Below are 22,520 nucleotides of genomic sequence, written 5' to 3'. Positions count from 1 at the left end.
GACAGGGCCGGCGAAACCCGCGCGGCTCTGGTGGGTGCGGATTCCGCTCTGGTGGGTGCGGACCTTGGTCCGCACCATTCACTCGTCACTCGCCGCAGCCAACGATGTTCCTTTTTGTCAGTCGATATTCAAAACACCCGACATTATGGAACAATGCCGTCATGGGAAACGCCGAGGCCAAGGCACGAAAGCTATTGCGACGCGCAGGCACCCTGCGCGCCCGCGAACTGGTGACTGCCGGGATCGCCCGCGCCCAACTGACCCGCCTGGTCGAGGCAGGCGCACTGATCCGGTTGTCCCGTGGCGTCTACGCGTTGGCGGAAAGAAAGAGCGACGACACCGATGATGGACTGCGGATCATTGCAGAACGCCTGCCACACCCCCGTCTATGCCTGCTGAGTGCCCTGCGCCTGCATGGCCTGACCACCCAAGCACCATTCGAACGCTGGGTCTCCATCGGCAACAGCGACCGCGTTCCGCGGATCGACTGGCCGCCCCTCCGTGTGGTCCGCATGTCGGCAACGACCCTCAATGCGGGGCTGGAAGAACGTCGCGTAGGCGGACGTCTCATATACGTCAGCAACGCTGCCAAAACCGTCGTCGATTGCTTCAAGTTCCGCAATCTCGTAGGGCTTGATGTCGCACTTGAAGCCCTGCGTGACGCGCTTCACAGCCGTGCAACCACGCCGGATGCGTTGATGGAGTATGCGCGGATCTGCCGCGTTGCCAGACTGATGAGACCGTACCTCGATGCCCTGGCTTGATCCCCTCTCTAACACCTCCCCACCGCGTTGCTTCCATCCGGCAACGGCTGCTCGATCTCGCACGCAAGCGGGGTGAGGACTTTCAGTTCGTGCTGGACAGGTTCGCCGTTGAGCGCCTGCTCTACCGGCTCTCCGCTTCTCGATACCGCGACCAGTTCCTGCTGAAGGGTGCCATGCTGTTCGCAGTGTGGTTCGACGCGCCGCACCGCCCTACACGGGATGCCGATTTCCTGGGATCCGGCAGCGCTGAGCCCGATCGCCTGCTACATATCGCACTTTCGCTCTGTGGAATGCCCGGGGACGACGGCCTGCGCTTCGATCCAGGCAGCATCGTCATCGAGGCCATACGTGAAGAAGCCACGTACGAGGGGCTGCGCATGCGCCTGATCGCACATCTGGGCCGCGCACGCTGCCATGTGCAGTGGGACGTCGGGTTTGGCGACGCGGTGATCACCCCGCCGCCGGAAATCACCTATCCGGTGATTCTGGAGGGATTCCCTCCAGCCTGCCTGCGCGTCTATCCACGCGAAACCGTGTTTGCCGAAAAGCTCGAGGCTATAGCGGCACTGGGCATCGCTAACAGCAGGATGAAGGACTTCTTCGACTTGCTGGCACTGATCCGCGAAGACGCCATGGATCGCCCGCACCTTGTTGCGGCCATTGGCGCGACGTTTGATCGACGAAGGACCCCGGCGCCAACGCCCCTGCCCTACGGACTGACTCAGTCATTCGCCGCAGATACCCAGAAGCAGACCCAGTGGCGCGCCTTCCTGCGCAGGAATCGCCTGATCGCGCCGGACCTCTCTTCGGTGATTGCCGAGATTGCCAACTATCTGGACACCCTCGACACACCCGTACAGTCCTGACGTCGCAAGGCCTGGCGCTATCGGTCCGCCCGGGTGGGTGCAGACCCCGGCGTGGCCCGTTCATCCACGCATGGCGTGGATCTACCGATTCCGCTGCTCTGGTGGGTGCAGATTCCGCGTTGGTGGGTGCGGACCTTGGCCCGCACGATCCATCAACTCCCGTACAACGCCTTGCGCGGCGCGCCGGTCAACTCGGCGGCCAGCTTGGCGGCGGTCGACGGCGGCAGGTGCTCGCTCAGTTTGGCGTAAACGCGGCGGCCATGCGCCAGTTGCGCTTCTTCGTCATCACCCGCGCCCTGCACCATCACCACGAACTCGCCCTTGCGCTGGTTCTCGTCGGCTTCCACCTTCGCCAGCAGGCCGGCCAGGTCACCATCAAGCACGGTCTCGAACAGCTTGGTCAGCTCGCGGGCAAGCACCGCCGGTCGTTCGCCGCCGAAGATCGCCGCCATGTCGGCCAGCGATTCGGCGATGCGGTGCGAGGATTCGTAGAACACCATCGTGCGTACTTCACCGGCCAGCGCCTGCAGGCGGTCGCGGCGGCCGCTGGCCTTGGCCGGCAGGAAACCCTCGAAACTGAAACGGTCGCTGGGCAGGCCGGCCACGCTCAGCGCAGCGATGGCGGCACAGGCGCCGGGAATCGGGCTGACCTTGATGCCCGCCGCGCGCGCAGCACGCACCAGGCGGAAACCGGGGTCACTGACCAGCGGGGTGCCGGCATCACTGACCAGCGCCAGCGATTCACCGGCCTGCAGGCGCGATACCAGGCGCTGGGCCAGGGCCTCTTCATTGTGTTCGTGCAGGGCCACCAACGGCTGCTGGATGCCGAAATGGGACAGCAGCTGGCCACTGCGGCGGGTGTCTTCAGCACAGATGGCCGCCACCGACCGCAGCACCTCCTGCGCGCGCGGGCTCAGATCGGCCAGGTTGCCGATCGGGGTGGCGACGACGTACAGGGTTGGCACACTCATTTCAGCGGTACTCACGGGGCAAGGGTAGAATCGTAGCGTGTACCCGGCCAAGGCCGCTGCCCTCATCGCATGGACCCGATCATGAACAAGCCCGCCGCACGGATCTCCGCCCTGTCGCTGTCGCTGATGCTGCTGGCCGGTTGCGCCACCACCAGCCTGACCAGCACGCCCGATTCGCCGGCCCAGAGCCAGGCGCTGGCGCTGATCGAACAGGGCAAGCCGCGCGACGCCGCGCTGCAGCTGGAAGCCCTGGCCGCCACCCTCCGCGGCGGCGCCCGCAGCAACGCGCTGGCCGACGCGGCCTGGGCCTGGCACCTGGCCGGTGACAGTGCGCGCGCGCGCAGCCTGCTGGGCCAGCTCACCGCGCGCCAGCTGTCCGGCGCCAGCCTGCAGCGCTACCAGCTGACCGGCGCCGAGCTGGCACTGGCCGACAAGCAGCCGGCGCAGGCCCTGGCCCTGCTGAAGGATCATGCCGACAGTGTTGCGGTCGGCCTGCGCACCCGCTGGCTGCTGGCCCGCGCCCAGGCCCTGCAGGGCACCGGCGATGCCTTCGGCGCCGCCACCGAACGTGCACGCGCCCATGCCAGCCTGACCGGCAGTGCGCGCAGCGAGAACCAGGCCGCCATCGCCGGCCTGCTCGGCACCCTCGACGACGCCACTTTGCGCAGCCGTGCCGCCGCCCTGCCGGCCAACGATCCTCTGTACAACTTCGCCGGCCGTGCGCTGATCGCGCGCGGCCTGCCGCTGCCGCGCCCGTTCGACCGCGATGGCGCGGCTCAGTTCGACACCAGCAAGCGGCCGCCGGCGATGAGCGACGGTTACCGGCCGCCGGCCAAGCTGGCGGTGCTGCTGCCGCTCAGCGGCCGCCTGGCCACCGCCGCACAGCCGGTGCGCGATGGCCTGCTGAGCGCCTACTACGGTGAAAGCCGTCGCCGCCCGGACATCAATTTCTTCGACACCGCTGGCACCCCGGCTGGTGCCCTCGCCGCCTACGACAAGGCCGTCGCCTCCGGTGCCGACTTCGTGGTCGGCCCGCTGGGCCGCGACGAAGTGGACGCCGTGTACGGCCGCCAGCAGCTGCAGGTACCGGTGCTGGCCCTGAACCGCGGCAAGGATGCACCGCCGGCCGGCAGCGCCGGCTTCTCGCTGGCACCGGAAGACGACGGTATCGTCGCCGCCGAGTACCTGCGTGGCCGCGAGCGCAACCGCGCGCTGGTGATCAGCAGCAACGACGACACCGGCCGCCGTTCCGCCGCCGCCTTCGCCCAGCGCTTCGCACAGCGCGGCGGCCAGGTGGTGGCCACGGTCAATGTCAGCGAAGCCGTCGGCGATGTCGGCGCGCAGGTGCGCAATGCCGGTCAGGTCGACGCCGTGTTCCTCGCCGTGCGCGCCCCGCAGGCCCGGTTGCTGGCACCGCAGCTGGCGTTGGCCGGTGCCGGCGGCGCGACCCGCGTCGGCACCTCGCAGCTGACCGTCGGCAGCGGCAAGGTGGAAGAAGACGTGGCGCTGGACGGCATCGTCTACCCGAACGAAGCCTGGAACGTGCGCAGCGTGTCCGGCCTGCCGTCGGCCAGCCAGGTGGCCAGCGCGCTGCCCAGCGCTCGCGGCGCCGCTGGCCGTCTGTTCGCCTTCGGTGCCGATGCATGGAAGATCACCGCCTATCTGGACAAGCTGTCCAACGAGGGCGGCCTGGACGGTGCTACCGGCACCCTGTTCCTGGACAGCAACGGCAACATCCTGCGCCAGCCGGCATGGTCCACCTTCAATGGCGGCCGGCCGATGCCGATCGTCGGTGGTCGCTGAGCGCAGCCAACGTGGCTCGGCGGTGGAAGCCGCCGCCGAGCTGCATCTGCAACAGGCCGGACTGCAGCGGCGTGCGCGCAACGTGCGCTATCGCGGTGGTGAACTGGACCTGGTGATGGACGACGCCGGCACCGTGGTGTTCGTGGAAGTGCGCTATCGCGCGCGATCGGATTTCGGTGGCGGCGCCGCTTCGGTGGATGCGCGCAAATGCCGGCGCCTGGCCCATGCCGCGCAGCTGTTCCTGCAGGACAATCCGGCGTTGGCCAATGCACCGTGCCGCTTTGATGTGGTGGAAGCCACGGGTGAACCGCCGCAGTTGAACTGGCTGCGCGATGCGTTCCGGCTGGATGATTGCTGATGGTTTCCGTCCGCTCTGGTAGAGGTCGACCTTGGTCGGCGCTTCTGTGCCAACCGAGGTTGGCACCTACCGGAGCGCAGCCTGGCCGGCACAACCACGGTGCGTGACTGATGCCTTCGATCATCACCCATGCCGCTGTGCCGTTGGCGCTCTGGTGCGCCGCTGACCGTGGCCGCATCCCTCCGCGCCTGCTGGCGGCCGGTGTGATCGCAGCGATGCTGCCCGATGCCGACGTGCTGGCCTTTGCACTGCATATTCCCTACGCCGATGCGTTCGGCCACCGCGGTGCCAGCCATTCGTTGCTGTTTGCCGGCGTGCTGGCGGCATTGGCCGCGGTGTTGGCGTTCTTTGGTAGCCGCCGGCCTTGGTCGGCGCCCCGCAACTCCGGTAGTCGCCGACCTTGGTCGACGCTTCTGTGCCAACCAAGGTTGGCACCTACCGAAGAGGCGATGGCACGCTCTGGTAGCGGCCGACCTTGGTCGGCACCACGCAGCTTCGGTAGTCGCCGACCTTGGTCGGCGGTTTCGTGCCAACCGAGGTTGGCACCTACCAAGGCAGGGCCAACGGTGGCATCGACCGTACAAGCGGCGGTGTTCGTCTTCGTCTGCGCCGCCAGCCATCCGTTGCTGGATGCGACGACCTCCGGCGGCCTCGGTGTCGCCCTGGCCTGGCCATGGAGTGAGCAGCGCTTCTTCGCGCCGTGGCGACCCATCCGCGTTTCACCCTTCGCGCCACAGTTCTTCAGCGCGCGTGGCGTGGCCACCCTGCTCTCTGAACTGCGCTGGGTGTGGCTGCCACTGGCTACCGCCGTTGTTGCCTGGAAACTGATCCAACCCGCTCCTGCTGCCCCACGAGATCCGTCATGAGTCCTGCCCTGCCTGCTGCCCTGGTTGCCGAACTGTCCGCCCTGCTGGGCGCGGAGGGCTGGCGCATGGATGACGGCGCGCTGGAGGCGAACGCGCAGGACAACTCATGGCGTCACCAGCGCCCGGCGGCGGTGGCGCTGCCAGCCGACATCGAACAGGTGCAGGCTTTGGTGCGGGCCTGCCGTGCGCATGGCGTGGCCTTGGTCGCACGTGGCGCTGGTACCGGCACCACCGGCGCGGCGGTGCCGCTGCCCGGCAGTATCGTGCTGTCGTTCACCCGCATGGACCGCATCGTCGAGATCCGCGCCGGTGACCGTTGCGCGGTGGTGCAACCAGGCGTGCTCAACGGCGCCCTGCAGCAGGCGCTGGCCCCGCATGGCCTGTTCTGGGCGCCGGACCCCTCCAGCGCCGAGATCTGCAGCATCGGCGGCAACCTGGCCTGCAATGCCGGCGGCCCGCGCGCGGTGAAGTACGGCACCAGCCGCGACAACGTGCTGGGTCTGGTGGCGGTGACCGGCACCGGCGACGTCATCCGCTGCGGCGGCGCCTACACCAAGGACGCCACCGGCTACGACCTCACCCATCTGCTGGTAGGCAGCGAAGGCACGCTGGCATTGATCGTGGAAGCCACGCTGAAACTGACCCCGCTGCCGGTCAGCCAGGCCGGCCTGCGTGTGCTGTACCGCGATGCCGATGCCGCCGCAGCCGCGGTATCGCGATTGATGTCGCAGCCGGTAGTACCCACCCGCCTGGAGTTCATGGACGCACGTAGCCTCGAGCTGCTGCGGCTGAACGGTGCCGACGTGCCGGAGGCCGGTGCAATGCTGCTGGTGGAAGCCGATGGTGACCACGACACCCTGCCCTATCTGCTGCAGGCCCTGGCCAGCGCCGCTGAAGGCGACGGCATGATCGAACTGGATGTGGCGATGGAAGGACGCGCGCGCGACCAGCTGTGGGCCGCACGCAAGGCGTTGTCGCCTGCGCTGCGCAGCGTTGCGCCGGGCAAGATCAATGAAGACGTGGTGGTGCCGGTATCGCGCATTCCGGAGCTGGTGGCGGGCGTGCAGGCACTGGCGCGCGACTACACGCTGACCATCGTCACCTTCGGCCATGCCGGCAACGGCAACCTACACGTCAACATCCTGTATCACCCGGACGATGCCGACGAGAACGCGCGCGCACATGCCGCGCTGCCAAAGATCTTCGCGCTGACGCTGGCGCTGGGTGGCACCCTGTCGGGCGAACACGGCATTGGCCTGGCCAAGCGCGATTTCATGGCGCAGGCCTTTACCCCGGAAACGCTGGCGACGATGCGCGCGATCAAGGCCGCGCTGGACCCGGACGGCATTCTCAACCCCGGCAAGGTGCTGCCGCCGGTGTAGTGCCACTGCCAATGTGTTGACGACGACCCGCAGGAGCCCTCCCCAGCTGGAGGCGTCGCACTGTACCCGCTACGGACCTTCACGCTGCCAGCCGTCAACTGAAGCTCCATCCGGTGTCCAGTGTGCTTTGCAACTTGTTGCATGGGAAAACTGCTCCTTTGCCAGGAACATATCGCCAACAGCACCACACAGCTCTGACCCACGCCCGTCGTGAGCGCCAGCTGCCTGGTCCAGCGAGCCTGCAGTGACAGCACCATCGGCATCTCTGTGAGCCGTTGGCAACCGCCGAACGGGTTGGGTCGAAGCAACAGCGCCCACGCCCTGCGAACAAGGATGCCGAGATGTACAAGCCTCTCTATCCCCATGTCATCACCACTCTTGGCGAAGCCGCTGCGCGCCTGCCACATGACCTCGCGCCGATCCTGGAGCAGGCCCTGGCCGCGGTCAACGATGCGCGGTCGCTGGCAACGGTCACGTGTGAGTCCTGCCTGCAGCAGCGTCGCGGCAGGCAGCCGCAGGCTGACTGAGTACTGGATGTGCAGTTGCAGGCAGCTTAGCGACATTTGCAGAGCCGAGCCCATGCTCGGCTGCCATGGGGCACATCGCGATGAAAGCCGCGCTTCGCGCGTGAGCCGAGCGTAGGCTCGGCTCTGCAGCGTCGATGTCATCCAGCAACCGCGCACCGATACGGCAGCACCCGGTCATGCCCGGCGGTTTCAGTCGCGTGGCAGCGCCGGGCCATGCCCGGCGTCATCAATCAGACGAAGTGCTGGTATCCACCGTCGGCGGCTTCGCCATCCACGTGTACGCCCTGCCCTTCGGCAGTACGACCAATACGGGTGAGCGGCACGTCCAGCGATTCGGCCAGGTAGTGCAGCGCGTCGCGCTGGTCGGCGGCGGCGGTGAAGCACAGTTCGTAGTCGTCGCCACCGCGCAGTGCGCAGTCGCGCGCGCCATCGCGGCCGAGCAGCTCACGCAGCGCGTGGGAGATCGGCAACGAATCGGCATCGACATGTGCGGCCACGTTGCTGCGCGTGGTGATGTGACCCAGATCGGCCAGCAGGCCATCGGACACATCCACCGCCGCGTGTGCGAACGCACGCAGGCGCAGGCCCAGGGTCACACGCGGCGTCGGCCGCAGCAGACGCAGGCGCAGGCTTTCGTAGTCGGCCAGCAGCGTGGCGGTGGCGATGCTCAGCGCAGCTTGCTGCCACAGGCGCAGCGCGCCAGCGGCATCGCCGAGCGTGCCGCTCACCCAGATGTCATCGCCCACCTGCGCGCGGTCGCGACGCAGCGCCTGGCCACGTCCCACCTGGCCCATCGCGGTCACCGACAGCGACAACGGACCACGCGTGGTGTCACCGCCGATCAACGCGATGTCGTGCTGATCGGCCAGGGCGAAAAAGCCATCGGCGAACGCATCGATCCAGTCTTCAGAGGCTTCCGGCAGCGACAACGCCAGCGTGCACCACGCCGGGCGCGCGCCCATCGCAGCCAGGTCCGACAGGTTGACCGCCAGGGTCTTCCAGCCGATGTCGAAGGCCGGAGTTTCCGCCGGGAAGTGCACGCCGCTGTTGAGCGTGTCGGCAGTGACCACCAGTTGCTCATTGGCACGCGGCTGCAGCAGCGCAGCGTCGTCGCCGATGCCGAGCAGGATGTCGTCGCGCTCGAGGGTACGGGCGCGGATGCGGTCAATGAGGGCGAATTCGGCCAGGGACATGGGGCGTTCCCGCTGTTGTACGTGCCGCGCAGTGCGCGGTGGGCGGTAGTGCCGGCCGCTGGCCGGCAACCTCAGGATCCCTGCAGCTGCCGGCCAGCGGCCGGCACTACCACAGGTGGGTCAGTGACCCGATTCGACCTTGCGCCATTCCACGGCGGCACGATCCAGCACGCCGTTGACGTAGGTATGACCATGTTCGGAACCGAAGCGCTTGGCCGATTCGATGGCCTCGTTGATCACCACGCGGTACGGCACGTCCAAGCGGTAGCGCAGCTCGTACGCCGCCAGGCGCAGCACCGCGCGTTCGATCGCGTCCACTTCTTCGATGCCACGGTCCAGGTACGGGCCGAGCGCTTCGTCGATGTCGCGGCGGTTGTCGAGCACGCCGTGCAGCAGCGCCTCGAAGTACGCCAGGTCGGCGATTTCGCGGGCCTGCTCGTGGGCGAACTGGGCGATCAGCGACTGGGCGTTGCCGCCGGAGATCTGCCAGGCGTAGATGGCCTGCACAGCACGACGGCGGGCGCGCGAGCGCAGCACCGGATCGACGCCATCACGGCGGACGGGTTTACCGGAGGGCTTGCCCTGGGTGTTCTTGTTCATGGCAGCTGCTCCAGAAGATTGACCATTTCCAATGCGGCGAGTGCGACTTCCTCGCCCTTGTTGCCGTGGCTGCCGCCTGCGCGGGCCTCGGCGTCTTCAACGCGTTCCACCGCCAGCACGCCGTTCAGCACCGGCACGCCGAAGTCCAGCTGCACGCGCATCAGGCCTTCGGCGCAGCGATCGGCCACGTGCTCGTAGTGGCGGGTATCGCCACGGATCACGCAGCCCAGGGTAAGGATGGCGGCGTGTTCGTGGGCGGCGGCCAGGCGCGCGGCCACCAGCGGCAGTTCCCAGGCACCCGGCACGCGGATCACGTCGATGTTGGCTTCGGTGATGCCGTTGCCAGCCAGGCTCTGGCGGGCGCCAGCGACCAGCGTGTCGGTGATGCGGGCATTCCAGCGGCTGGCCAGGATGGCGAAGCGCGCCGATTCGGGAGTGCGAAGATCGCCTTCGAAGTGGCTCATATGCGGCTTGGGGGACTCGATAAGGGGGTAATTCTAGCGTGGATGGGCCCCGGTCGTGGCCGATGGGGGCCCGGGGCGTGCCGACCAACGGTCGGCACCCACCGGTGGCACGGGGTCGCCACCCACCGGTAGTGCCGGCCGCTGGCCGGCAATCACGGGGACTGCGGTTGCCGGCCAACGGCCGGCACTACCCCTTACAGGGTCACCGTCTCCACCACTTCCAGGCCGTACCCGGCCAGGCCGATCTGGCGGCGCGGGGTGCCCAGTACGCGCAGCTTGCCCAGGCCCAGGTCGGACAGGATCTGTGCGCCAGCACCATTGCGGCGCCACTGGCTCACGTCCTTGTCCTTGCCCGGTACCACCGGCGCCGGCTGCTGGCGCAGGCGGGCCAGCAGGGCCTCGCCGTCGCGCGGGGCCGACAGCACCACCATCACGCCGGCGCCTTCGGCATCGATCGCGCGCAGGGCATCGGTGGCGGCCACGCCGAAGTCATCGCGGCGCCAGTGCAGCAGGTCGGCCAGCGGGTTTTCCACCTGCACGCGCACCAGGGTCGGCGTTTCGGCATCCGGGGTGCCGCGCACCAGGGCGAAATGCACGTCGTGGGCGATGCGATCGCGGTAGGTGACCAGCTTGAACGGGCCGAACTCGGTCTCGATCTCGCGCTCGTCCACACGCTCGACGGTCTTTTCGGTGGCCAGGCGGTAGGCGATCAGGTCGGCGATGGAGCCCATCTTCAGACCGTGCTCGCGGGCGAACACTTCCAGTTCCGGGCGGCGTGCCATGCTGCCATCCGGGTTCAGGATCTCCACCAGCACGCCGGCCGGTTCCAGCCCGGCCAGCATGGCCATGTCCACGGCCGCCTCGGTGTGGCCGGCGCGGGTCAGCACGCCGCCCGGCTGAGCGATCAGCGGGAAGATGTGGCCCGGCTGGTGCAGGTCCGACGGCTTGGCGTTGGGCTTCACCGCGGTGCGGATGGTATGCGCGCGGTCATGCGCCGAGATGCCGGTGGTGACGCCCTCGGCGGCCTCGATGCTGACCGTGAAATTGGTCTGGAACTGCGCGGTATTGGCCTGCACCATCGGCGCCAGGCCGAGATCGGCGGCGCGGGTGCGGTTCAGCGGCAGGCACACCAGGCCACGGCCATGGGTGACCATGAAGTTGATGTCGCTGGCCTTGACCAGCTCGGCGGCCATGATCAGATCGCCTTCGTTCTCGCGGTCTTCGTCATCGACGATGACGACCATGCGGCCCAGGCGGATGTCTTCCAGGATCTCCGGAATCGGGGCGAAATTCATGCTGCATCTCCATGCGGGTGCTGACCGTTGGCCGGCACACTGATCAGGCGCTCCACGTATCGGGCCACCAGGTCGATTTCAAGGTTGACCGCACTGCCCACGCCTGCGGCGGAGAAGGCGGTGTTGGCCACCGTGTGCGGGATCAGGGCGACTTCAAAACCTTCATCGTCCACTTCGTTGACGGTGAGGCTGACGCCGTCCACGCAGATCGAGCCCTTCTTGGCGATGTAGCGGCGCAGCGAGGCCGGCGCTGCGAATCGCCAACGCTGGGCACGCGCGTCTTCGTGGATGGACAGCACCTGGCCGAGGCCGTCGACGTGGCCGCTGACCAGATGGCCGCCGAGGCGGTCGGTCGGGCGCATGGCGCGTTCAAGGTTGATGACCGCCCCTTCGGACAGCTGGCCGAGCGTGGTCAGGCCCAGGGTCTCGGTGGACGCGTCAGCCTGGAAGCTGCTGGCGTCGAATGCGATGACGGTGAGGCAGACGCCGTTGATGGCAATGCTCTCGCCCATCTGCACGTTGTCGAACGGCAGATTCCCGACATTGAAGGTGAAGCGGACATCGCCGCCGATGGATTCGCGTGCGGCCAGACGGCCGACGCCTTCGATGATTCCAGTAAACAAGTAACGTTCTCCGCGAAAAGTGAGCGAAAAACGCCGCAAGGCAAACAGGCGCACGCAGGGCATGAGCCCTGTGGCACCGTCTTCTTTCATCCGGACTATGACCGTCGGCTCCGGCATTGGACCGGATCTGCTGACCCCCGGCCGTGGGCCGGGGCGCTCGCGGGCTCGTGCTTGCGCACCTACCGCCGGTGGGGAATTGCACCCCGCCCTGAAGACGTTTGTGTACCGGCGAACCGGCGTGGCTAGTGTACCAGCCCGTGCTGAACGGGGTCGGATGCCACAGCTGTGACGGCCGTCGCTCGCAATTTGTAAAACTTTCATTAAAATTCTGCCCCGGACGACATGAGGTCGCCACGGGCAGCCCGCTGGGCAGGCCCGCCAAAGGACTGAAATTCACAGGAATTCCCATGCGCAAGATGCTGATCGTGGCCGCCCTGCTGGCCGCCGCCCCGCTCTCGGCTTCGGCCGACGCCCTGAGCTACACCTACGTTGAAGGCGGTTGGACGCAGGTCAAGGTTGACGACAACGCACTGGACGACCCGAAGGTCGACGGCGGCTACCTGCGTGGCTCTGTGGCCATCGCCGAACAGGTCTACGTGTTCGGTGGCTGGTCGCGCACCAGCAAGACCTATCACTACAGCGACGGTTCGCTGAAGGTTGAACTGAATCAGCCGGAGCTGGGCATCGGCTACCACATGCCGTGGACCGACCGCGTCGACTTCACCGCCGACATCGCCTGGGTGCGCCAGAACGCTGAGCTGACCGATCGTTATGACGGCTACAGCGACCGCTACAAGGACCACACCAACCTGGCCCGCGCCACCATGGGCATCCGCGGCAAGCCGTCGCGCATGACCGAAGCCTGGGCCAAGGCCGGTTACATGGACGGCGGCAACAACTACAAGGGCACCTGGGTCGGCACCATCGGTGGCCAGATCAACTTCACTAGGACCTGGGGTCTGGTGGGCGAGATCTCCGGCTACCGCGACGTCACCCAGTACTCGGCCGGCGTCCGCGCCAGCTTCTGATCCAACGATCGCTCCTCGTCGTGCGATCGAACGGGCCCCGCAAGGGGCCCGTTTTTTTGGCCGGCATACACGACCTCGTGACCCCATCGCGCCATCGAAAGTCCACGCAGATGCGCTAGGCTTGCGCGCCTCTGGAACAGGAAAACACCGTCATGAAGACCCCCACCCGTACTCTGCTGGCCAGCATGCTGCTGTGCGCCCCGCTGATCGCCACGGCCGCCCCGGCCACGCTGTCGCCCGAACAGGCGTTCGACCTGTATGCACGCACCCTGCTGGAAGACGACGCGACCGCCACGCGCGCGCTCAACGACGCACTGAAACCGGCATTCGAAGGCCAGGACGCTGTGACCCCGAACCCGGGTGCGCTGGCCAAGGCATTGGCCGAACCCTGGCAGACCGTACTGGCCAGCACCGGCGCCAAGGTAGACGCTGCAGCCACCGAAGCGCTGTATGCCAAGGCGCTGCGTGATTCGAAGTGCCGCGCGACCAAGAGCGTGATCGAAGATAACGAATACGTTGAAGACCAGAAGCTGGCGCGGATCACCTACAGCTGCCAGCTGCCCGACCTGGGCAAGGTGCGCCCGCTGTTCGCCGCCAGCCTCGCATCCGATGCCAGCCCGGCCTCGCGCAAGCAGTTCACCGATGCCTACACCCAGGCGCTGCAGAGTGGCGCGCGCGTGCCGGTCAGCGGCACCTTCACCCTGTACCCGGCCAAGGACAACGGCTACTGGTACAGCGGCAACTTCGATGACCTGGTGGGCACCTTGGCCGGTGCGCTGGCACCGTTCGAGGACTGGATGCAGGACGCGCAGGCGGCCAACGCGCCGAAGGTGACCGGCGTACCGGGCTGCGACCTGTTGCTGCAGCAGCATCGTGCCTGCGTGGCGAAGATCGCACCGGACCAGATCAGCGGCGTGGACGCCATGGCCGAGGAGCTGAAGGCCAAGGCACAGGTGCAGTCGGCCGATGAGATGACGCAGGAGTGCAAGGCACTGCGCCCGATCGCCGAGATGATGTGGACCGACGAGTGCGCGTGAGCCGCGTGTAGAGCCGAGCCCACGCTCGGCTCATTGTCGCCGACGACGAGGGCGGCCGCACTTTCAGAACCGTTGCATGGCCCTGCGTGGCCTGCATGGTCAATGCTGTTGCCCTCTTCCATCGGGGCAACCGCATGAAACACCGCACGACGTCGACCATGGTCATGTTGCTGACGCTGCTGGCGCTTGTGGCGTGCGGGCAAGCCAAAGCTCCCAAGTCCAGGATTACGACCTTCTCGGTCATCCCAGCGGTTGCCTTCGAGTCAACCCTGCTGAGCGACCGGCAGCTGGATGCGTGGATGAGCGAAGACGACGACTGTCACGCGTTCCTGATGTACCACGATCAGTGTGCCGTGTTGGTGTTGCCCCATGAGTACGACGACGGCTTTACCCGTCACCAGCTGCGATTGAAGGCGAAGAAACTGCCGGGCGAGGCACTGGGCGCGTACTGCCGCAACCTGCATGCGCTGTGGAAGCAGCAATGGAAGGGCCAGTGCCCGGTCGGCGAAGAAGACGACGAGGATGCCTGACGACAAGGGCGTCGCCCCTGCTTCGCGTCATTGCCTCACGGGCGCAGCAGCAGCCTGATGTCCTCACCGACCTGACGCTGGTCAACCACACGCAGGCGACGCTGCTGGTCCATGGCATCGATGCCGAGGCCAGCCAGCAGCGGGCGGCCGTTGTCGCCCAGCAGCGTGGGCGCCTGATACAGCAGCAGTTCGTCCACCCAGCCGCCGCGCAGCAAGGTACCGGCCAGCGTCGCGCCGGCTTCGGTATGCACTTCGTTGATGCCGCGCTCGGCCAGCAATGCCAGCACCGCGCCAAGATCGAGACGGCCGTCAACACTGGGCACGCTGGCAAATTCTGCGTCAGCCGCATCCGGTGCACTCACTGCAGCATCGTGCAGGTACAGCGTCGGTGCCCCACCCTCGCGCACACGGCTGCACTCCAGTGAGCGCAGGCGCGAATCCAGCACTACGCGCAGTGGCGGCATCACCTCGGCATCAGCCAGGCGCACGGTCAGCATCGGGTCGTCGGCCAGCACGGTTTCGGCGCCGGTCAGGATCGCACCTGCGCGCGCGCGCCAGTGCTGCACGTCTTCGCGCGCGGCCGGGCCGGTGATCCATTTGGAGCTACCGTCGGCCATCGCGGTGCGACCGTCGAGGCTGGCCGCCAGCTTCACCCGCAGCCACGGCCGGTTGCGCTCCACACGCGACAGGAAGCCCTTGTTGAGCTCACGTGCCTGCGTCGCCATCAGCCCTTCGGCGACTTCGATGCCCGCATTGCGCAGCAGATCGAAGCCACCACCATCGACCTTCGGGAACGGATCGCGCATCGCGGCAACCACACGCGACACGCCCGCTTCAATCAGGGCCAGCGCACACGGCGGTGTGCGCCCGTAGTGCGCACAAGGCTCCAGGGTGACGTAGGCGGTGGCACCGCGCGCCTCGCTTCCTGCCTCGCGCAGCGCGAACACTTCGGCGTGCGGTCCACCGGCGCGCTGGTGCCAGCCCTGCCCGACCACGCGTTCGCCAAGGGCGATGACGCAGCCGACCATCGGGTTGGGGCGGGTGGTGTAGGCGGCACGCTCGGCCAGACGCAGTGCGTTGGCCATGTGCAGGTGGTCGAGAACGGAGAACGGGGTGGTCATGCGGCCATGGTAGCGCCGTTGGTGCCGGTGTAGATCCACGCCATGCGTGGATGGGCGCCACTGTGCCAACCAAGGTTGGCACCCACCGAAGCAGATATCTGTGCCAACCAAGGTTGGCATCTACCGGGGCGTCAGCCCTTCTTCTTCTTGGTCAGGGCGATCACGTCGCCCAGCAGCTGCAGCTGTTCGGTACTGGAGGGCAGGTCGCGTTCAAGCTTCTCGATCTCCTCGCGGAAATCGGCCACGTCCTCGAAGCTGCGGTAGACCGACGCGAAGCGCACATAGCCGACATGGTCGAGCTTGCGCAGTTCGTTCATGACGAACTCACCGACCTTGATCGAGGGCACTTCGCGCTCGCCGCTGATGCGCAGCTGGTGGACCACGGCGCGTACCGCCGCTTCGATCTTGTCTTCGGCCACCGCACGCTTCTGCAGCGCGCGGTCGAAGCCAGCGCGGACCTTGCGCTGGTCGAATGCTTCACGGGTGCCATCGCTCTTGACGATGGCGGGCAGTTTCAACTCCACCGTTTCCATGGTGCTGAAGCGCTCGCCACAGGCTTCGCATTCACGCCGACGACGGATCGTCGCGCCGTCTTCGGAGACGCGCGAGTCGATGACCCGGGTATCGGCATGTTGGCAGAAGGGGCAGTGCATGGAACGCCTGGCTCAGGAAAGTACCTATTGCCACGGTCATGGCAGCGTCGCAAAGGTACCTGAGAAAGGGCCCCGCAGCAAATGCTGTCTGCGCGGAAGTGCCTGCATTTCGGCCGAACAGAGCCGCCAGCGCGGTCACGGCTGCGCGTTCAACCGGGTGCCGGCGGCGCCGAGGCCGCGGGCGCCCAACGCAGCCACGCCAGATGCCCTGCCATCACCAGCAACGGCGGGCCGAACCCGAGGAAGGCCAGGGTCGAGATCTCCCCGTGCTTGAAGGTGAAGTACAGCGTGGCGCCAACCACGCCCAGCGCGGCCAGGGTCCCCAGCGCCAGGCCGACCCAGGCGACAACCGGCGATTGGCGCAGGCCGCTGACACCGCGCCACAGGAACAGGCCGCTCAGCCACAACCACGACAGCAGGCCGATGATCCCGGCCGACGACCACAGCAGCAGGATCCTGTACTCGTCACCGGTCAGGTACTTGCCATCCCATACGACCATCAGACCCAGCACGGCACCCGTGCCTCCGGCGGCCACCGTGGGCAGGCCCACCAACAGGCCGGCAATGGCCATCCAGCGTTTGTGCAGACGCTCATCCATGCGTTCGGTTTCCTTCCCTGGGCCGCATCATCCGCGGCGTTTGATCCACACCAGCATCGCAGCCGGCACCAGCATCGACGGGCCCAGCAGCAACAAGCCGAGGCCTTCGCCGTGCACGGCGATGCCCCACCACAGCGCCAGCCCCAGCGGGGGCAAGGCGGCGAGACCGCCCGCCAGCAGCATCCACCACCAGAGGCGGTGCACGTGCAGCCCGGCACGCCCCTGCAACAGAAAACCCGCGCTGAGCCACAACCAGGCCAGGCAGCCGGCAATGCCGGCCAGGCCCCACAGCGGCATCACCGTCACCGAGGCCAGCGTGCCATGACCAAACTGGCCCAGCCCCATCAGCAGCAGCATCGTCGCCGCCGCGCCGCCCATCGCCAGGCTGGGCAGGCCGAACAGCACCGCCAGCGCGGCGTAGAGGTACTTGAGGTGGCGCTCATCCATGCGCGGTTACTCCCATACCGGTGTCGGAGCCCTTCCCGGCAGGAAGGGATCCGACCCCTGCTGCGATCAGCCGTAGACCGGGTACTTGCGGCACTGCGCGCTGACGGCGTCGCGCACGCGGGCGATGACGGCGTCATCGTTCGGTGCGTCGAGCACGTCGGCGATCCAGTTGGCCAGGTCCACGCAATCCTGTTCGACGTAACCACGGGTGGTCACCGCCGGGGTGCCCAGGCGCAGGCCCGAGGTCACGAACGGCGAACGCGGGTCGTTCGGCACCGAGTTCTTGTTGACGGTGATGTGGGCCTTGCCCAGCGCGGCTTCCGCGTCCTTGCCGGACACGTCCTTGCCGATCATGTCGACCAGCATCAGGTGGTTCTGGGTGCCACCGGAGACGATCTTGTAGCCGCGCGCGATCAGCGTGTTGGCCATCGCCTGGGCGTTCTTCACCACCTGCTGCTGGTAGGCCTTGAAGCCCGGTTCCAGCGCTTCCTTGAAGGCCACGGCCTTGCCGGCGATGACGTGCATCAGCGGACCACCCTGGATGCCCGGGAACACGATCGACTGCAGCTTCTTGACCAGGTCTTCGTCGGCGCCCTTGGCGACGATGATGCCGCCGCGCGGGCCGCGCAGGGTCTTGTGGGTGGTCGAGGTGACCACGTGCGCGTGTTCCAGCGGGCTCGGGTAGACGCCAGCGGCAACCAGGCCGGCAACGTGGGCCATGTCCACGAACAGGTAGGCACCGACCTTGTCGGCGATGGCGCGGAAGCGCGCCCAGTCGATCACCTGCGAGTAGGCCGAGAAGCCAGCCACGACCATCTTCGGCTTGTGCTCCAGGGCCAGGCGCTCGACTTCGTCGTAATCGATCAGGCCCTGGTCGTTCACACCGTACTGCACGGCGTTGAACAGCTTGCCCGAGGCATTGACCTTGGCACCGTGGGTGAGGTGGCCGCCGTGGGCCAGGCTCATGCCGAGGATGGTGTCACCCGGCTGCAGCAGAGCGAAGTACACGGCCTGGTTGGCCTGCGAGCCGCTGTGCGGCTGCACGTTGGCGTAGTCGGCGCCGAACAGCTGCTTCAGGCGATCGATCGCCAGCTGCTCGGCGATGTCCACGTATTCGCAACCACCGTAGTAGCGCTTGCCCGGGTAGCCTTCGGCGTACTTGTTGGTCAGCTGGCTGCCCTGCGCTTCCATCACCGCCGGGCTGGTGTAGTTCTCGCTGGCGATCAGCTCGACGTGGTCTTCCTGGCGCTGGGTTTCAGCGGCGATGGCCTTGGCCAGTTCGGGATCGTAGGATTCGATGCGGACGTCACGCGGGAACATCGGGTACTCCAGCAGGCAGGGAAAAGGGGTACGGCTCAGCCCCCGATTGTAGCTCCGCACCGGGCCTGCCGGGGCCGAAACGGACGGGGCCGGCATCCCCGAAGGAATCCGGCCCCGTATGGTTTCGAGTGCGCTGTACCGGCGTACCGGTAGATCCACGCCATGCGTGGAGGTGGCTGCGGACTCAGCGGCTGCTGAGCACGTACTGGGCGATCACACCGGTGGCGATGGCCACCAGCAGCATGTTGCCGCGGTCATCGCGGATCCAGTGGTGACCATACGGCGGGCGACGCAGGTGATAGCGCGGGTAGTCGTTCACCACATAGACCGGGCCACGGTAGTAGTCGCGGTAGCGATGGCCGACCTTCCAGCCGTAGCCCGGGCCATAGGCCGGGCGGTACACCACACGCGGCGGTGCCGGGCGGTAGTAGCGGTCATGGTCGCGGTGCCACTCGCGGCGATCCTGGCGGTAGTCGCGCCGGGCCTCGCGGCGGTCGCGCTCCCAGTCACGGCGATCCTGGCGCCACTCGCGGCGGTCCTCGCGCCACTCGCGGCGATCATGGTCGCGGCGGTGGTCGTTGTCGGCGAAGGCCGGGGCCACGGCGCCGGCCATTACTCGATTGATGCGCATGTCAGACCTCTGCTCGGGTGGGTGGTGAACCCATATTGCGCATCCGATCTGAACCGTTTCCGGCTGGAAACGCTTCCCGCTACAGGACTGTGACCGGGTATTCAGGCCGCGGCCAGCCCGGCGCCACTGCCCGGGCGCGGCCCGGAACCGGTTCCGGCTATAATTGGCGGTATTCCATTTCAGTCTGTGCCCGCTGCCGCAACGGGATGTTCCCGTGACGGATCGGGCGCAGGGCCGCGCCTACGGAGACCGCATGTCCTCGCAATACATCTACACCATGAACCGCGTGTCCAAGGTGGTCCCGCCCAAGCGGCAGATCATCAAGGACATCTCGCTGTCCTTCTTCCCGGGCGCGAAGATCGGCCTGCTGGGCCTGAACGGCGCCGGCAAGTCCACCGTGCTGAAGATCATGGCCGGCGTGGACACCGATTTCGAGGGCGAAGCCCGCCCGCAGCCGGGCATCAAGGTCGGCTACCTGGCGCAGGAACCGGAACTGGACCCGACCAAGACCGTGCGTGAAGCGGTCGAGGAAGGCGTGGGCGAAGTGCTGCAGGCCCAGGCCGCGCTGGACGCGGTGTACCTGGCCTACGCCGAGGAAGGCGCCGACTTCGACGCGCTGGCCAAGGAACAGGAGCGCCTGGAGGCGATCCTGGCCGCTGGCGACGCGCACACCCTGGAGAACCAGCTGGACGTGGCCGCCGATGCGCTGCGCCTGCCGCCGTGGGATGCCGTGGTCGGCAAGCTGTCCGGTGGTGAAAAGCGCCGCGTGGCGCTGTGCCGCCTGCTGTTGCAGAAGCCGGACATGCTGCTGCTCGACGAACCGACCAACCACCTCGACGCCGAGTCGGTGGAATGGCTGGAACAGTTCCTGGCGCGCTACACCGGCACCGTGGTGGCCGTTACCCACGATCGCTACTTCCTGGACAACGCCGCCGAGTGGATCCTGGAACTGGACCGCGGCCGCGGCATTCCGTGGAAGGGCAACTACACCGACTGGCTGACCCAGAAGGATGAGCGCCTGAAGCAGGAAGACAACCAGGAAAAGGCTCGCCAGAAGGCGATCCAGAAGGAACTGGAATGGTCGCGCCAGAACGCCAAGGGCGGCCGCACCAAGGGCAAGGCCCGTCTGGCCCGCCTGGAAGAGCTGCAGTCGGTCGATTACCAGAAGCGCAACGAGACCAATGAAATCTTCATCCCGCCGGGCGAGCGCCTGGGCAATGCGGTGATGGAGTTCAAGAACGTCTCCAAGAAGTTCGGCGACCGCCTGCTGTTCGACAACCTGAGCTTCCTGGTGCCGGCCGGCGCCATCGTCGGCATCATCGGCCCGAACGGTGCCGGTAAGTCGACCCTGTTCAAGATGATCACCGGCCAGGAAAAGCCGGATACCGGCGAGATCGTGGTCGGCCCGACCGTGAAGCTGTCCTACGTGGACCAGAGCCGCGACGCGCTGGAAGGCAACCACAACGTCTTCCAGGAAATCGCTGGCGGCCTGGACATCCTCAACATCAACGGCATCGAGATCCAGTCGCGCGCCTACATCGGCCGCTTCAACTTCAAGGGCCAGGACCAGCAGAAGATGGTCGGTTCGCTGTCCGGTGGTGAGCGTGGCCGCCTGCACATGGCCAAGACCCTGCTGCAGGGTGGCAACGTGCTGCTGCTAGACGAACCGTCCAACGACCTGGACATCGAAACCCTGCGTGCGCTGGAAGATGCGCTGCTGGAGTTCCCGGGCAACACCTTCGTCATTTCGCATGACCGCTGGTTCCTGGATCGCATCGCGACCCACATCCTGGCGTTCGAAGGCGACTCGCACGTGGAGTTCTTCCAGGGCAACTACCGCGAGTACGAAGAAGACAAGCGCCGCCGCATGGGCGACGACGCCGCGCCGAAGCGCCTGCGCTTCAAGGCGCTGAAGTAAGGCAACAGGAAAGGCCGCGCTCGCGCGGCCTTTCTCATTTCGGTAGGTCACCACCGTTGGTGGTGACGCTGTGAAGCGTACCGACCAACGGTCGGCACCCACGTTCTGCATTCGGGTAGGTCACGACCGTTGGTCGTGACGCATTATTGTCGCGAGATTCCCCCATGTCCCTGTTCGAACGCCTGTTCCAGCTGCAGCAGCACGGCACCACCGTGCGCACCGAGCTGCTGGCCGGTGTCACCACCTTCCTGACGATGTCCTACATCGTCTTCGTCAATCCCGAGATCCTTGGCACCACCGGCATGGATGCGGGCGCGGTGTTCGTGGCCACCTGCCTGGCTGCTGCACTGGGTTCGGCGGTGATGGCGCTGGCCGCCAACTTCCCGGTCGGCATGGCGCCCGGCATGGGCCTGAACGCGTTCTTCGCCTTCACCGTGGTCGGCGCTGCCGGCCTGCCGTGGCAGCAGGCACTGGGAGCGGTGTTCATCTCCGGCCTGGTGTTCCTGGTGCTGTCGCTGACCGGTGTGCGTGCATGGCTGGTGTCGGGCATTCCTTCGTCGCTGCGCTCGGCCATCGTGGCCGGCATCGGCCTGTTCCTGGCGATCATCGCGCTGCAGAAGTCCGGCGTGATCGTCGGCAATGAAGACACGCTGGTGGCGCTGGGCCCGTTGAACACGGCGCCGCCGCTGCTGGCGCTGGCCGGTTTCCTGCTGATCGCGGTGCTGGAAGCGCGTCGCATCCGTGGCGCGATCCTGATCGGCATCCTGGCGGTGACCGGCGCCGGTTGGGCGCTGGGCGACGTGCAGTACCAGGGTCTGGTCTCGCTGCCGCCGAGCCTGGCACCCACCTTCCTGCAGCTGGACCTGCCGGGCCTGCTGCACCATGACGGCGGTGCGCCGATCGCGGTGCTGCTGCAGGTGGTGCTGGTGTTCGTGCTGGTGGAAGTGTTCGATGCCACCGGCACCCTGTATGGCGTGGTCGGCCGCGCCGGCCTGCTGAAGCTGCCGGGCGCGCAGAAGCGCTTCGGCCGTGCGCTGCTGGCCGACAGCACCGCGATCGTGGCCGGTTCGATGCTCGGCACCAGCAGCACCACGGCCTTTGCCGAAAGCGCCTCGGGCGTGCAGGTCGGCGGCCGCACCGGCCTGACCGCACTGGTGGTATCGGCGCTGTTCCTGGCCGCGCTGCTGTTCTCGCCGCTGGCGGCGATGGTGCCCAGCTATGCCACCGCACCGGCGTTGCTGTTCGTGGCCGGGCTGATGCTGCGTGAGCTGGTGGAAGTGGACTGGAGCGACCTGACCGAATCGGTGCCGGCCGCACTGTGTGCGCTGGCGATGCCGTTCACCTACTCCATCGCCAATGGCCTGGCGTTCGGCTTCATCGCCTATGCCGCGCTGAAGGCCGGTACCGGCCGCTGGCGCGAAGTGCATCCGGCGGTGTGGCTGGTGGCGGTGCTGTTCACCCTGCGCTACGCGTTGGAGTAAGCGTTGGGCGGTGCCGGCCAGCGGCCGGCACTACCGGGCGGTG

At 67.1% G+C, this 22,520-nt stretch carries 24 protein-coding genes and 1 riboswitch; of the genes, 12 read left to right on the top strand and 12 right to left on the bottom strand.

Features of this window, described 5'->3' with window-relative positions; translation table 11 throughout:
• Positions 1–104 precede the first annotated feature (104 nt).
• On the top strand, positions 105–764 hold the full coding sequence (locus tag ACZK2R_RS03000) for a type IV toxin-antitoxin system AbiEi family antitoxin domain-containing protein (RefSeq protein WP_180838387.1): 660 nt from the start codon (positions 105–107) through the stop codon (positions 762–764).
• Complete coding sequence (locus ACZK2R_RS02995; RefSeq protein ID WP_219631009.1) at positions 761–1,630, top strand: nucleotidyl transferase AbiEii/AbiGii toxin family protein; 870 nt, start codon at positions 761–763, stop codon at positions 1,628–1,630. The genes ACZK2R_RS03000 and ACZK2R_RS02995 overlap by 4 nt, the downstream gene beginning before the upstream one ends.
• A 152-nt stretch (positions 1,631–1,782) precedes the next feature.
• Here ACZK2R_RS02995 and rsmI read toward each other — a convergent pair whose 3' ends face one another.
• Positions 1,783–2,601 carry a 16S rRNA (cytidine(1402)-2'-O)-methyltransferase gene (rsmI, locus tag ACZK2R_RS02990; RefSeq protein WP_005412235.1) on the bottom strand — a complete coding sequence of 273 codons (819 nt, stop codon included), beginning with the start codon at positions 2,599–2,601 and terminating at the stop codon, positions 1,783–1,785.
• 81 nt (positions 2,602–2,682) lie between these two features.
• On the opposite strand from rsmI, the gene ACZK2R_RS02985 reads away from it, so the two are divergent.
• The 5 genes from ACZK2R_RS02985 to ACZK2R_RS02965 all read left to right on the top strand — a co-directional run bounded on the left by ACZK2R_RS02985 (position 2,683) and on the right by ACZK2R_RS02965 (position 7,537).
• On the top strand, positions 2,683–4,404 hold the full coding sequence (locus ACZK2R_RS02985) for a penicillin-binding protein activator (protein ID WP_125895337.1): 1,722 nt from the start codon (positions 2,683–2,685) through the stop codon (positions 4,402–4,404).
• The gene (locus ACZK2R_RS02980) at positions 4,394–4,762 is read left to right on the top strand and encodes a YraN family protein (RefSeq protein WP_180838386.1); all 369 of its coding nucleotides are present in this window, start codon (positions 4,394–4,396) and stop codon (positions 4,760–4,762) included. The genes ACZK2R_RS02985 and ACZK2R_RS02980 overlap by 11 nt, the downstream gene beginning before the upstream one ends.
• Before the next feature lie 110 nt (positions 4,763–4,872).
• Positions 4,873–5,628 carry a metal-dependent hydrolase gene (locus ACZK2R_RS02975; protein ID WP_180838385.1) on the top strand — a complete coding sequence of 252 codons (756 nt, stop codon included), beginning with the start codon at positions 4,873–4,875 and terminating at the stop codon, positions 5,626–5,628.
• Positions 5,625–7,010 (top strand): FAD-binding oxidoreductase, encoded by a 1,386-nt coding sequence (locus ACZK2R_RS02970; protein ID WP_180838384.1) that lies wholly within the window; start codon positions 5,625–5,627, stop codon positions 7,008–7,010. Before ACZK2R_RS02975 ends, ACZK2R_RS02970 begins: the two co-directional genes overlap by 4 nt.
• Positions 7,011–7,351: 341 nt before the next feature.
• On the top strand, positions 7,352–7,537 hold the full coding sequence (locus ACZK2R_RS02965; RefSeq protein WP_032128040.1) for a hypothetical protein: 186 nt from the start codon (positions 7,352–7,354) through the stop codon (positions 7,535–7,537).
• Positions 7,538–7,767: 230 nt separating this feature from the next.
• On the opposite strand, the gene thiL is transcribed toward ACZK2R_RS02965, so the two are convergent.
• The 5 genes from thiL to ACZK2R_RS02940 form a co-directional block, all read right to left on the bottom strand.
• Positions 7,768–8,730, bottom strand: coding sequence for a thiamine-phosphate kinase (gene thiL, locus ACZK2R_RS02960; protein ID WP_180838383.1), 963 nt, complete (start codon positions 8,728–8,730; stop codon positions 7,768–7,770).
• A 120-nt stretch (positions 8,731–8,850) separates the two neighbouring features.
• Positions 8,851–9,330, bottom strand: coding sequence for a transcription antitermination factor NusB (gene nusB / locus ACZK2R_RS02955; RefSeq protein ID WP_005408062.1), 480 nt, complete (start codon positions 9,328–9,330; stop codon positions 8,851–8,853).
• The gene (ribH, locus tag ACZK2R_RS02950) at positions 9,327–9,794 is read right to left on the bottom strand and encodes a 6,7-dimethyl-8-ribityllumazine synthase (protein WP_005408061.1); all 468 of its coding nucleotides are present in this window, start codon (positions 9,792–9,794) and stop codon (positions 9,327–9,329) included. Before ribH ends, nusB begins: the two co-directional genes overlap by 4 nt.
• Positions 9,795–9,988: 194 nt before the next feature.
• Positions 9,989–11,089 carry a 3,4-dihydroxy-2-butanone-4-phosphate synthase gene (ribB, locus tag ACZK2R_RS02945; RefSeq protein WP_049425006.1) on the bottom strand — a complete coding sequence of 367 codons (1,101 nt, stop codon included), beginning with the start codon at positions 11,087–11,089 and terminating at the stop codon, positions 9,989–9,991.
• A complete protein-coding gene (locus ACZK2R_RS02940; protein WP_012510037.1) occupies positions 11,086–11,712 on the bottom strand; it encodes a riboflavin synthase in 627 nt (208 codons plus the stop codon). Before ACZK2R_RS02940 ends, ribB begins: the two co-directional genes overlap by 4 nt.
• 74 nt (positions 11,713–11,786) lie before the next feature.
• A riboswitch (FMN riboswitch) is annotated at positions 11,787–11,932 on the bottom strand.
• Between the two features lie 187 nt (positions 11,933–12,119).
• Between ACZK2R_RS02940 and ACZK2R_RS02935 the strand changes: the two genes are divergently transcribed.
• The 3 genes from ACZK2R_RS02935 to ACZK2R_RS02925 all read left to right on the top strand — a co-directional run bounded on the left by ACZK2R_RS02935 (position 12,120) and on the right by ACZK2R_RS02925 (position 14,307).
• Positions 12,120–12,740: a hypothetical protein gene (locus tag ACZK2R_RS02935; RefSeq protein ID WP_032128042.1), complete on the top strand. Its 621-nt coding sequence runs from the start codon at positions 12,120–12,122 to the stop codon at positions 12,738–12,740.
• A 152-nt stretch (positions 12,741–12,892) separates the two neighbouring features.
• On the top strand, positions 12,893–13,777 hold the full coding sequence (locus ACZK2R_RS02930; RefSeq protein ID WP_125894909.1) for a hypothetical protein: 885 nt from the start codon (positions 12,893–12,895) through the stop codon (positions 13,775–13,777).
• A 134-nt stretch (positions 13,778–13,911) separates the two neighbouring features.
• Positions 13,912–14,307 (top strand): hypothetical protein, encoded by a 396-nt coding sequence (locus tag ACZK2R_RS02925; RefSeq protein WP_164079804.1) that lies wholly within the window; start codon positions 13,912–13,914, stop codon positions 14,305–14,307.
• 35 nt (positions 14,308–14,342) lie between these two features.
• On the opposite strand, the gene ribD is transcribed toward ACZK2R_RS02925, so the two are convergent.
• The 6 genes from ribD to ACZK2R_RS02895 all read right to left on the bottom strand — a co-directional run bounded on the left by ribD (position 14,343) and on the right by ACZK2R_RS02895 (position 19,078).
• Positions 14,343–15,428 (bottom strand): bifunctional diaminohydroxyphosphoribosylaminopyrimidine deaminase/5-amino-6-(5-phosphoribosylamino)uracil reductase RibD, encoded by a 1,086-nt coding sequence (gene ribD / locus ACZK2R_RS02920; RefSeq protein WP_180838554.1) that lies wholly within the window; start codon positions 15,426–15,428, stop codon positions 14,343–14,345.
• A gap of 131 nt (positions 15,429–15,559) precedes the next feature.
• A complete protein-coding gene (gene nrdR, locus ACZK2R_RS02915) occupies positions 15,560–16,081 on the bottom strand; it encodes a transcriptional regulator NrdR (protein WP_004143350.1) in 522 nt (173 codons plus the stop codon).
• A 149-nt stretch (positions 16,082–16,230) separates the two neighbouring features.
• Positions 16,231–16,680, bottom strand: a complete 450-nt coding sequence (locus ACZK2R_RS02910; protein ID WP_180838553.1) for a hypothetical protein — start codon at positions 16,678–16,680, stop codon at positions 16,231–16,233.
• A gap of 27 nt (positions 16,681–16,707) precedes the next feature.
• Positions 16,708–17,127, bottom strand: a complete 420-nt coding sequence (locus tag ACZK2R_RS02905) for a hypothetical protein (protein WP_032128046.1) — start codon at positions 17,125–17,127, stop codon at positions 16,708–16,710.
• A 66-nt stretch (positions 17,128–17,193) separates the two neighbouring features.
• Entirely contained in the window at positions 17,194–18,447 is a 1,254-nt protein-coding gene (gene glyA / locus ACZK2R_RS02900) for a serine hydroxymethyltransferase (RefSeq protein ID WP_010481990.1), read from the bottom strand.
• A 184-nt stretch (positions 18,448–18,631) separates the two neighbouring features.
• A complete protein-coding gene (locus tag ACZK2R_RS02895; RefSeq protein ID WP_049462846.1) occupies positions 18,632–19,078 on the bottom strand; it encodes an RcnB family protein in 447 nt (148 codons plus the stop codon).
• A 253-nt stretch (positions 19,079–19,331) separates the two neighbouring features.
• Here ACZK2R_RS02895 and ettA point away from each other — a divergent pair, with 253 nt between their 5' ends.
• Positions 19,332–20,996, top strand: a complete 1,665-nt coding sequence (gene ettA / locus ACZK2R_RS02890; RefSeq protein WP_005412220.1) for an energy-dependent translational throttle protein EttA — start codon at positions 19,332–19,334, stop codon at positions 20,994–20,996.
• Between the two features lie 164 nt (positions 20,997–21,160).
• Positions 21,161–22,477, top strand: coding sequence for an NCS2 family permease (locus ACZK2R_RS02885; protein WP_005408048.1), 1,317 nt, complete (start codon positions 21,161–21,163; stop codon positions 22,475–22,477).
• Positions 22,478–22,520: the final 43 nt, after the last annotated feature.

The organism is Stenotrophomonas sp. 96582_Sma (genome assembly GCF_056480905.1).
This window is presented reverse-complemented; position numbering and strand designations above follow the sequence as displayed.

Coding starts and splice junctions, on each gene's coding strand:
- ACZK2R_RS02985 (WP_125895337.1), top strand. CDS start 2,683: ATGAACAAGCCCGCCGCACGGATCTCCGCCCTGTCGCTGTCGCTGATG.
- glyA (WP_010481990.1), bottom strand. CDS start 18,447: ATGTTCCCGCGTGACGTCCGCATCGAATCCTACGATCCCGAACTGGCC.
- thiL (WP_180838383.1), bottom strand. CDS start 8,730: ATGTCCCTGGCCGAATTCGCCCTCATTGACCGCATCCGCGCCCGTACC.
- ACZK2R_RS03000 (WP_180838387.1), top strand. CDS start 105: ATGTTCCTTTTTGTCAGTCGATATTCAAAACACCCGACATTATGGAAC.
- ettA (WP_005412220.1), top strand. CDS start 19,332: ATGTCCTCGCAATACATCTACACCATGAACCGCGTGTCCAAGGTGGTC.
- ribD (WP_180838554.1), bottom strand. CDS start 15,428: ATGACCACCCCGTTCTCCGTTCTCGACCACCTGCACATGGCCAACGCA.
- ACZK2R_RS02925 (WP_164079804.1), top strand. CDS start 13,912: ATGAAACACCGCACGACGTCGACCATGGTCATGTTGCTGACGCTGCTG.
- ribB (WP_049425006.1), bottom strand. CDS start 11,089: ATGAATTTCGCCCCGATTCCGGAGATCCTGGAAGACATCCGCCTGGGC.
- ACZK2R_RS02965 (WP_032128040.1), top strand. CDS start 7,352: ATGTACAAGCCTCTCTATCCCCATGTCATCACCACTCTTGGCGAAGCC.
- nusB (WP_005408062.1), bottom strand. CDS start 9,330: ATGAACAAGAACACCCAGGGCAAGCCCTCCGGTAAACCCGTCCGCCGT.
- nrdR (WP_004143350.1), bottom strand. CDS start 16,081: ATGCACTGCCCCTTCTGCCAACATGCCGATACCCGGGTCATCGACTCG.
- ACZK2R_RS02910 (WP_180838553.1), bottom strand. CDS start 16,680: ATGGATGAGCGTCTGCACAAACGCTGGATGGCCATTGCCGGCCTGTTG.
- ACZK2R_RS02935 (WP_032128042.1), top strand. CDS start 12,120: ATGCGCAAGATGCTGATCGTGGCCGCCCTGCTGGCCGCCGCCCCGCTC.
- ACZK2R_RS02970 (WP_180838384.1), top strand. CDS start 5,625: ATGAGTCCTGCCCTGCCTGCTGCCCTGGTTGCCGAACTGTCCGCCCTG.
- ACZK2R_RS02905 (WP_032128046.1), bottom strand. CDS start 17,127: ATGGATGAGCGCCACCTCAAGTACCTCTACGCCGCGCTGGCGGTGCTG.
- ACZK2R_RS02885 (WP_005408048.1), top strand. CDS start 21,161: ATGTCCCTGTTCGAACGCCTGTTCCAGCTGCAGCAGCACGGCACCACC.
- rsmI (WP_005412235.1), bottom strand. CDS start 2,601: ATGAGTGTGCCAACCCTGTACGTCGTCGCCACCCCGATCGGCAACCTG.
- ACZK2R_RS02975 (WP_180838385.1), top strand. CDS start 4,873: ATGCCTTCGATCATCACCCATGCCGCTGTGCCGTTGGCGCTCTGGTGC.
- ribH (WP_005408061.1), bottom strand. CDS start 9,794: ATGAGCCACTTCGAAGGCGATCTTCGCACTCCCGAATCGGCGCGCTTC.
- ACZK2R_RS02895 (WP_049462846.1), bottom strand. CDS start 19,078: ATGCGCATCAATCGAGTAATGGCCGGCGCCGTGGCCCCGGCCTTCGCC.
- ACZK2R_RS02930 (WP_125894909.1), top strand. CDS start 12,893: ATGAAGACCCCCACCCGTACTCTGCTGGCCAGCATGCTGCTGTGCGCC.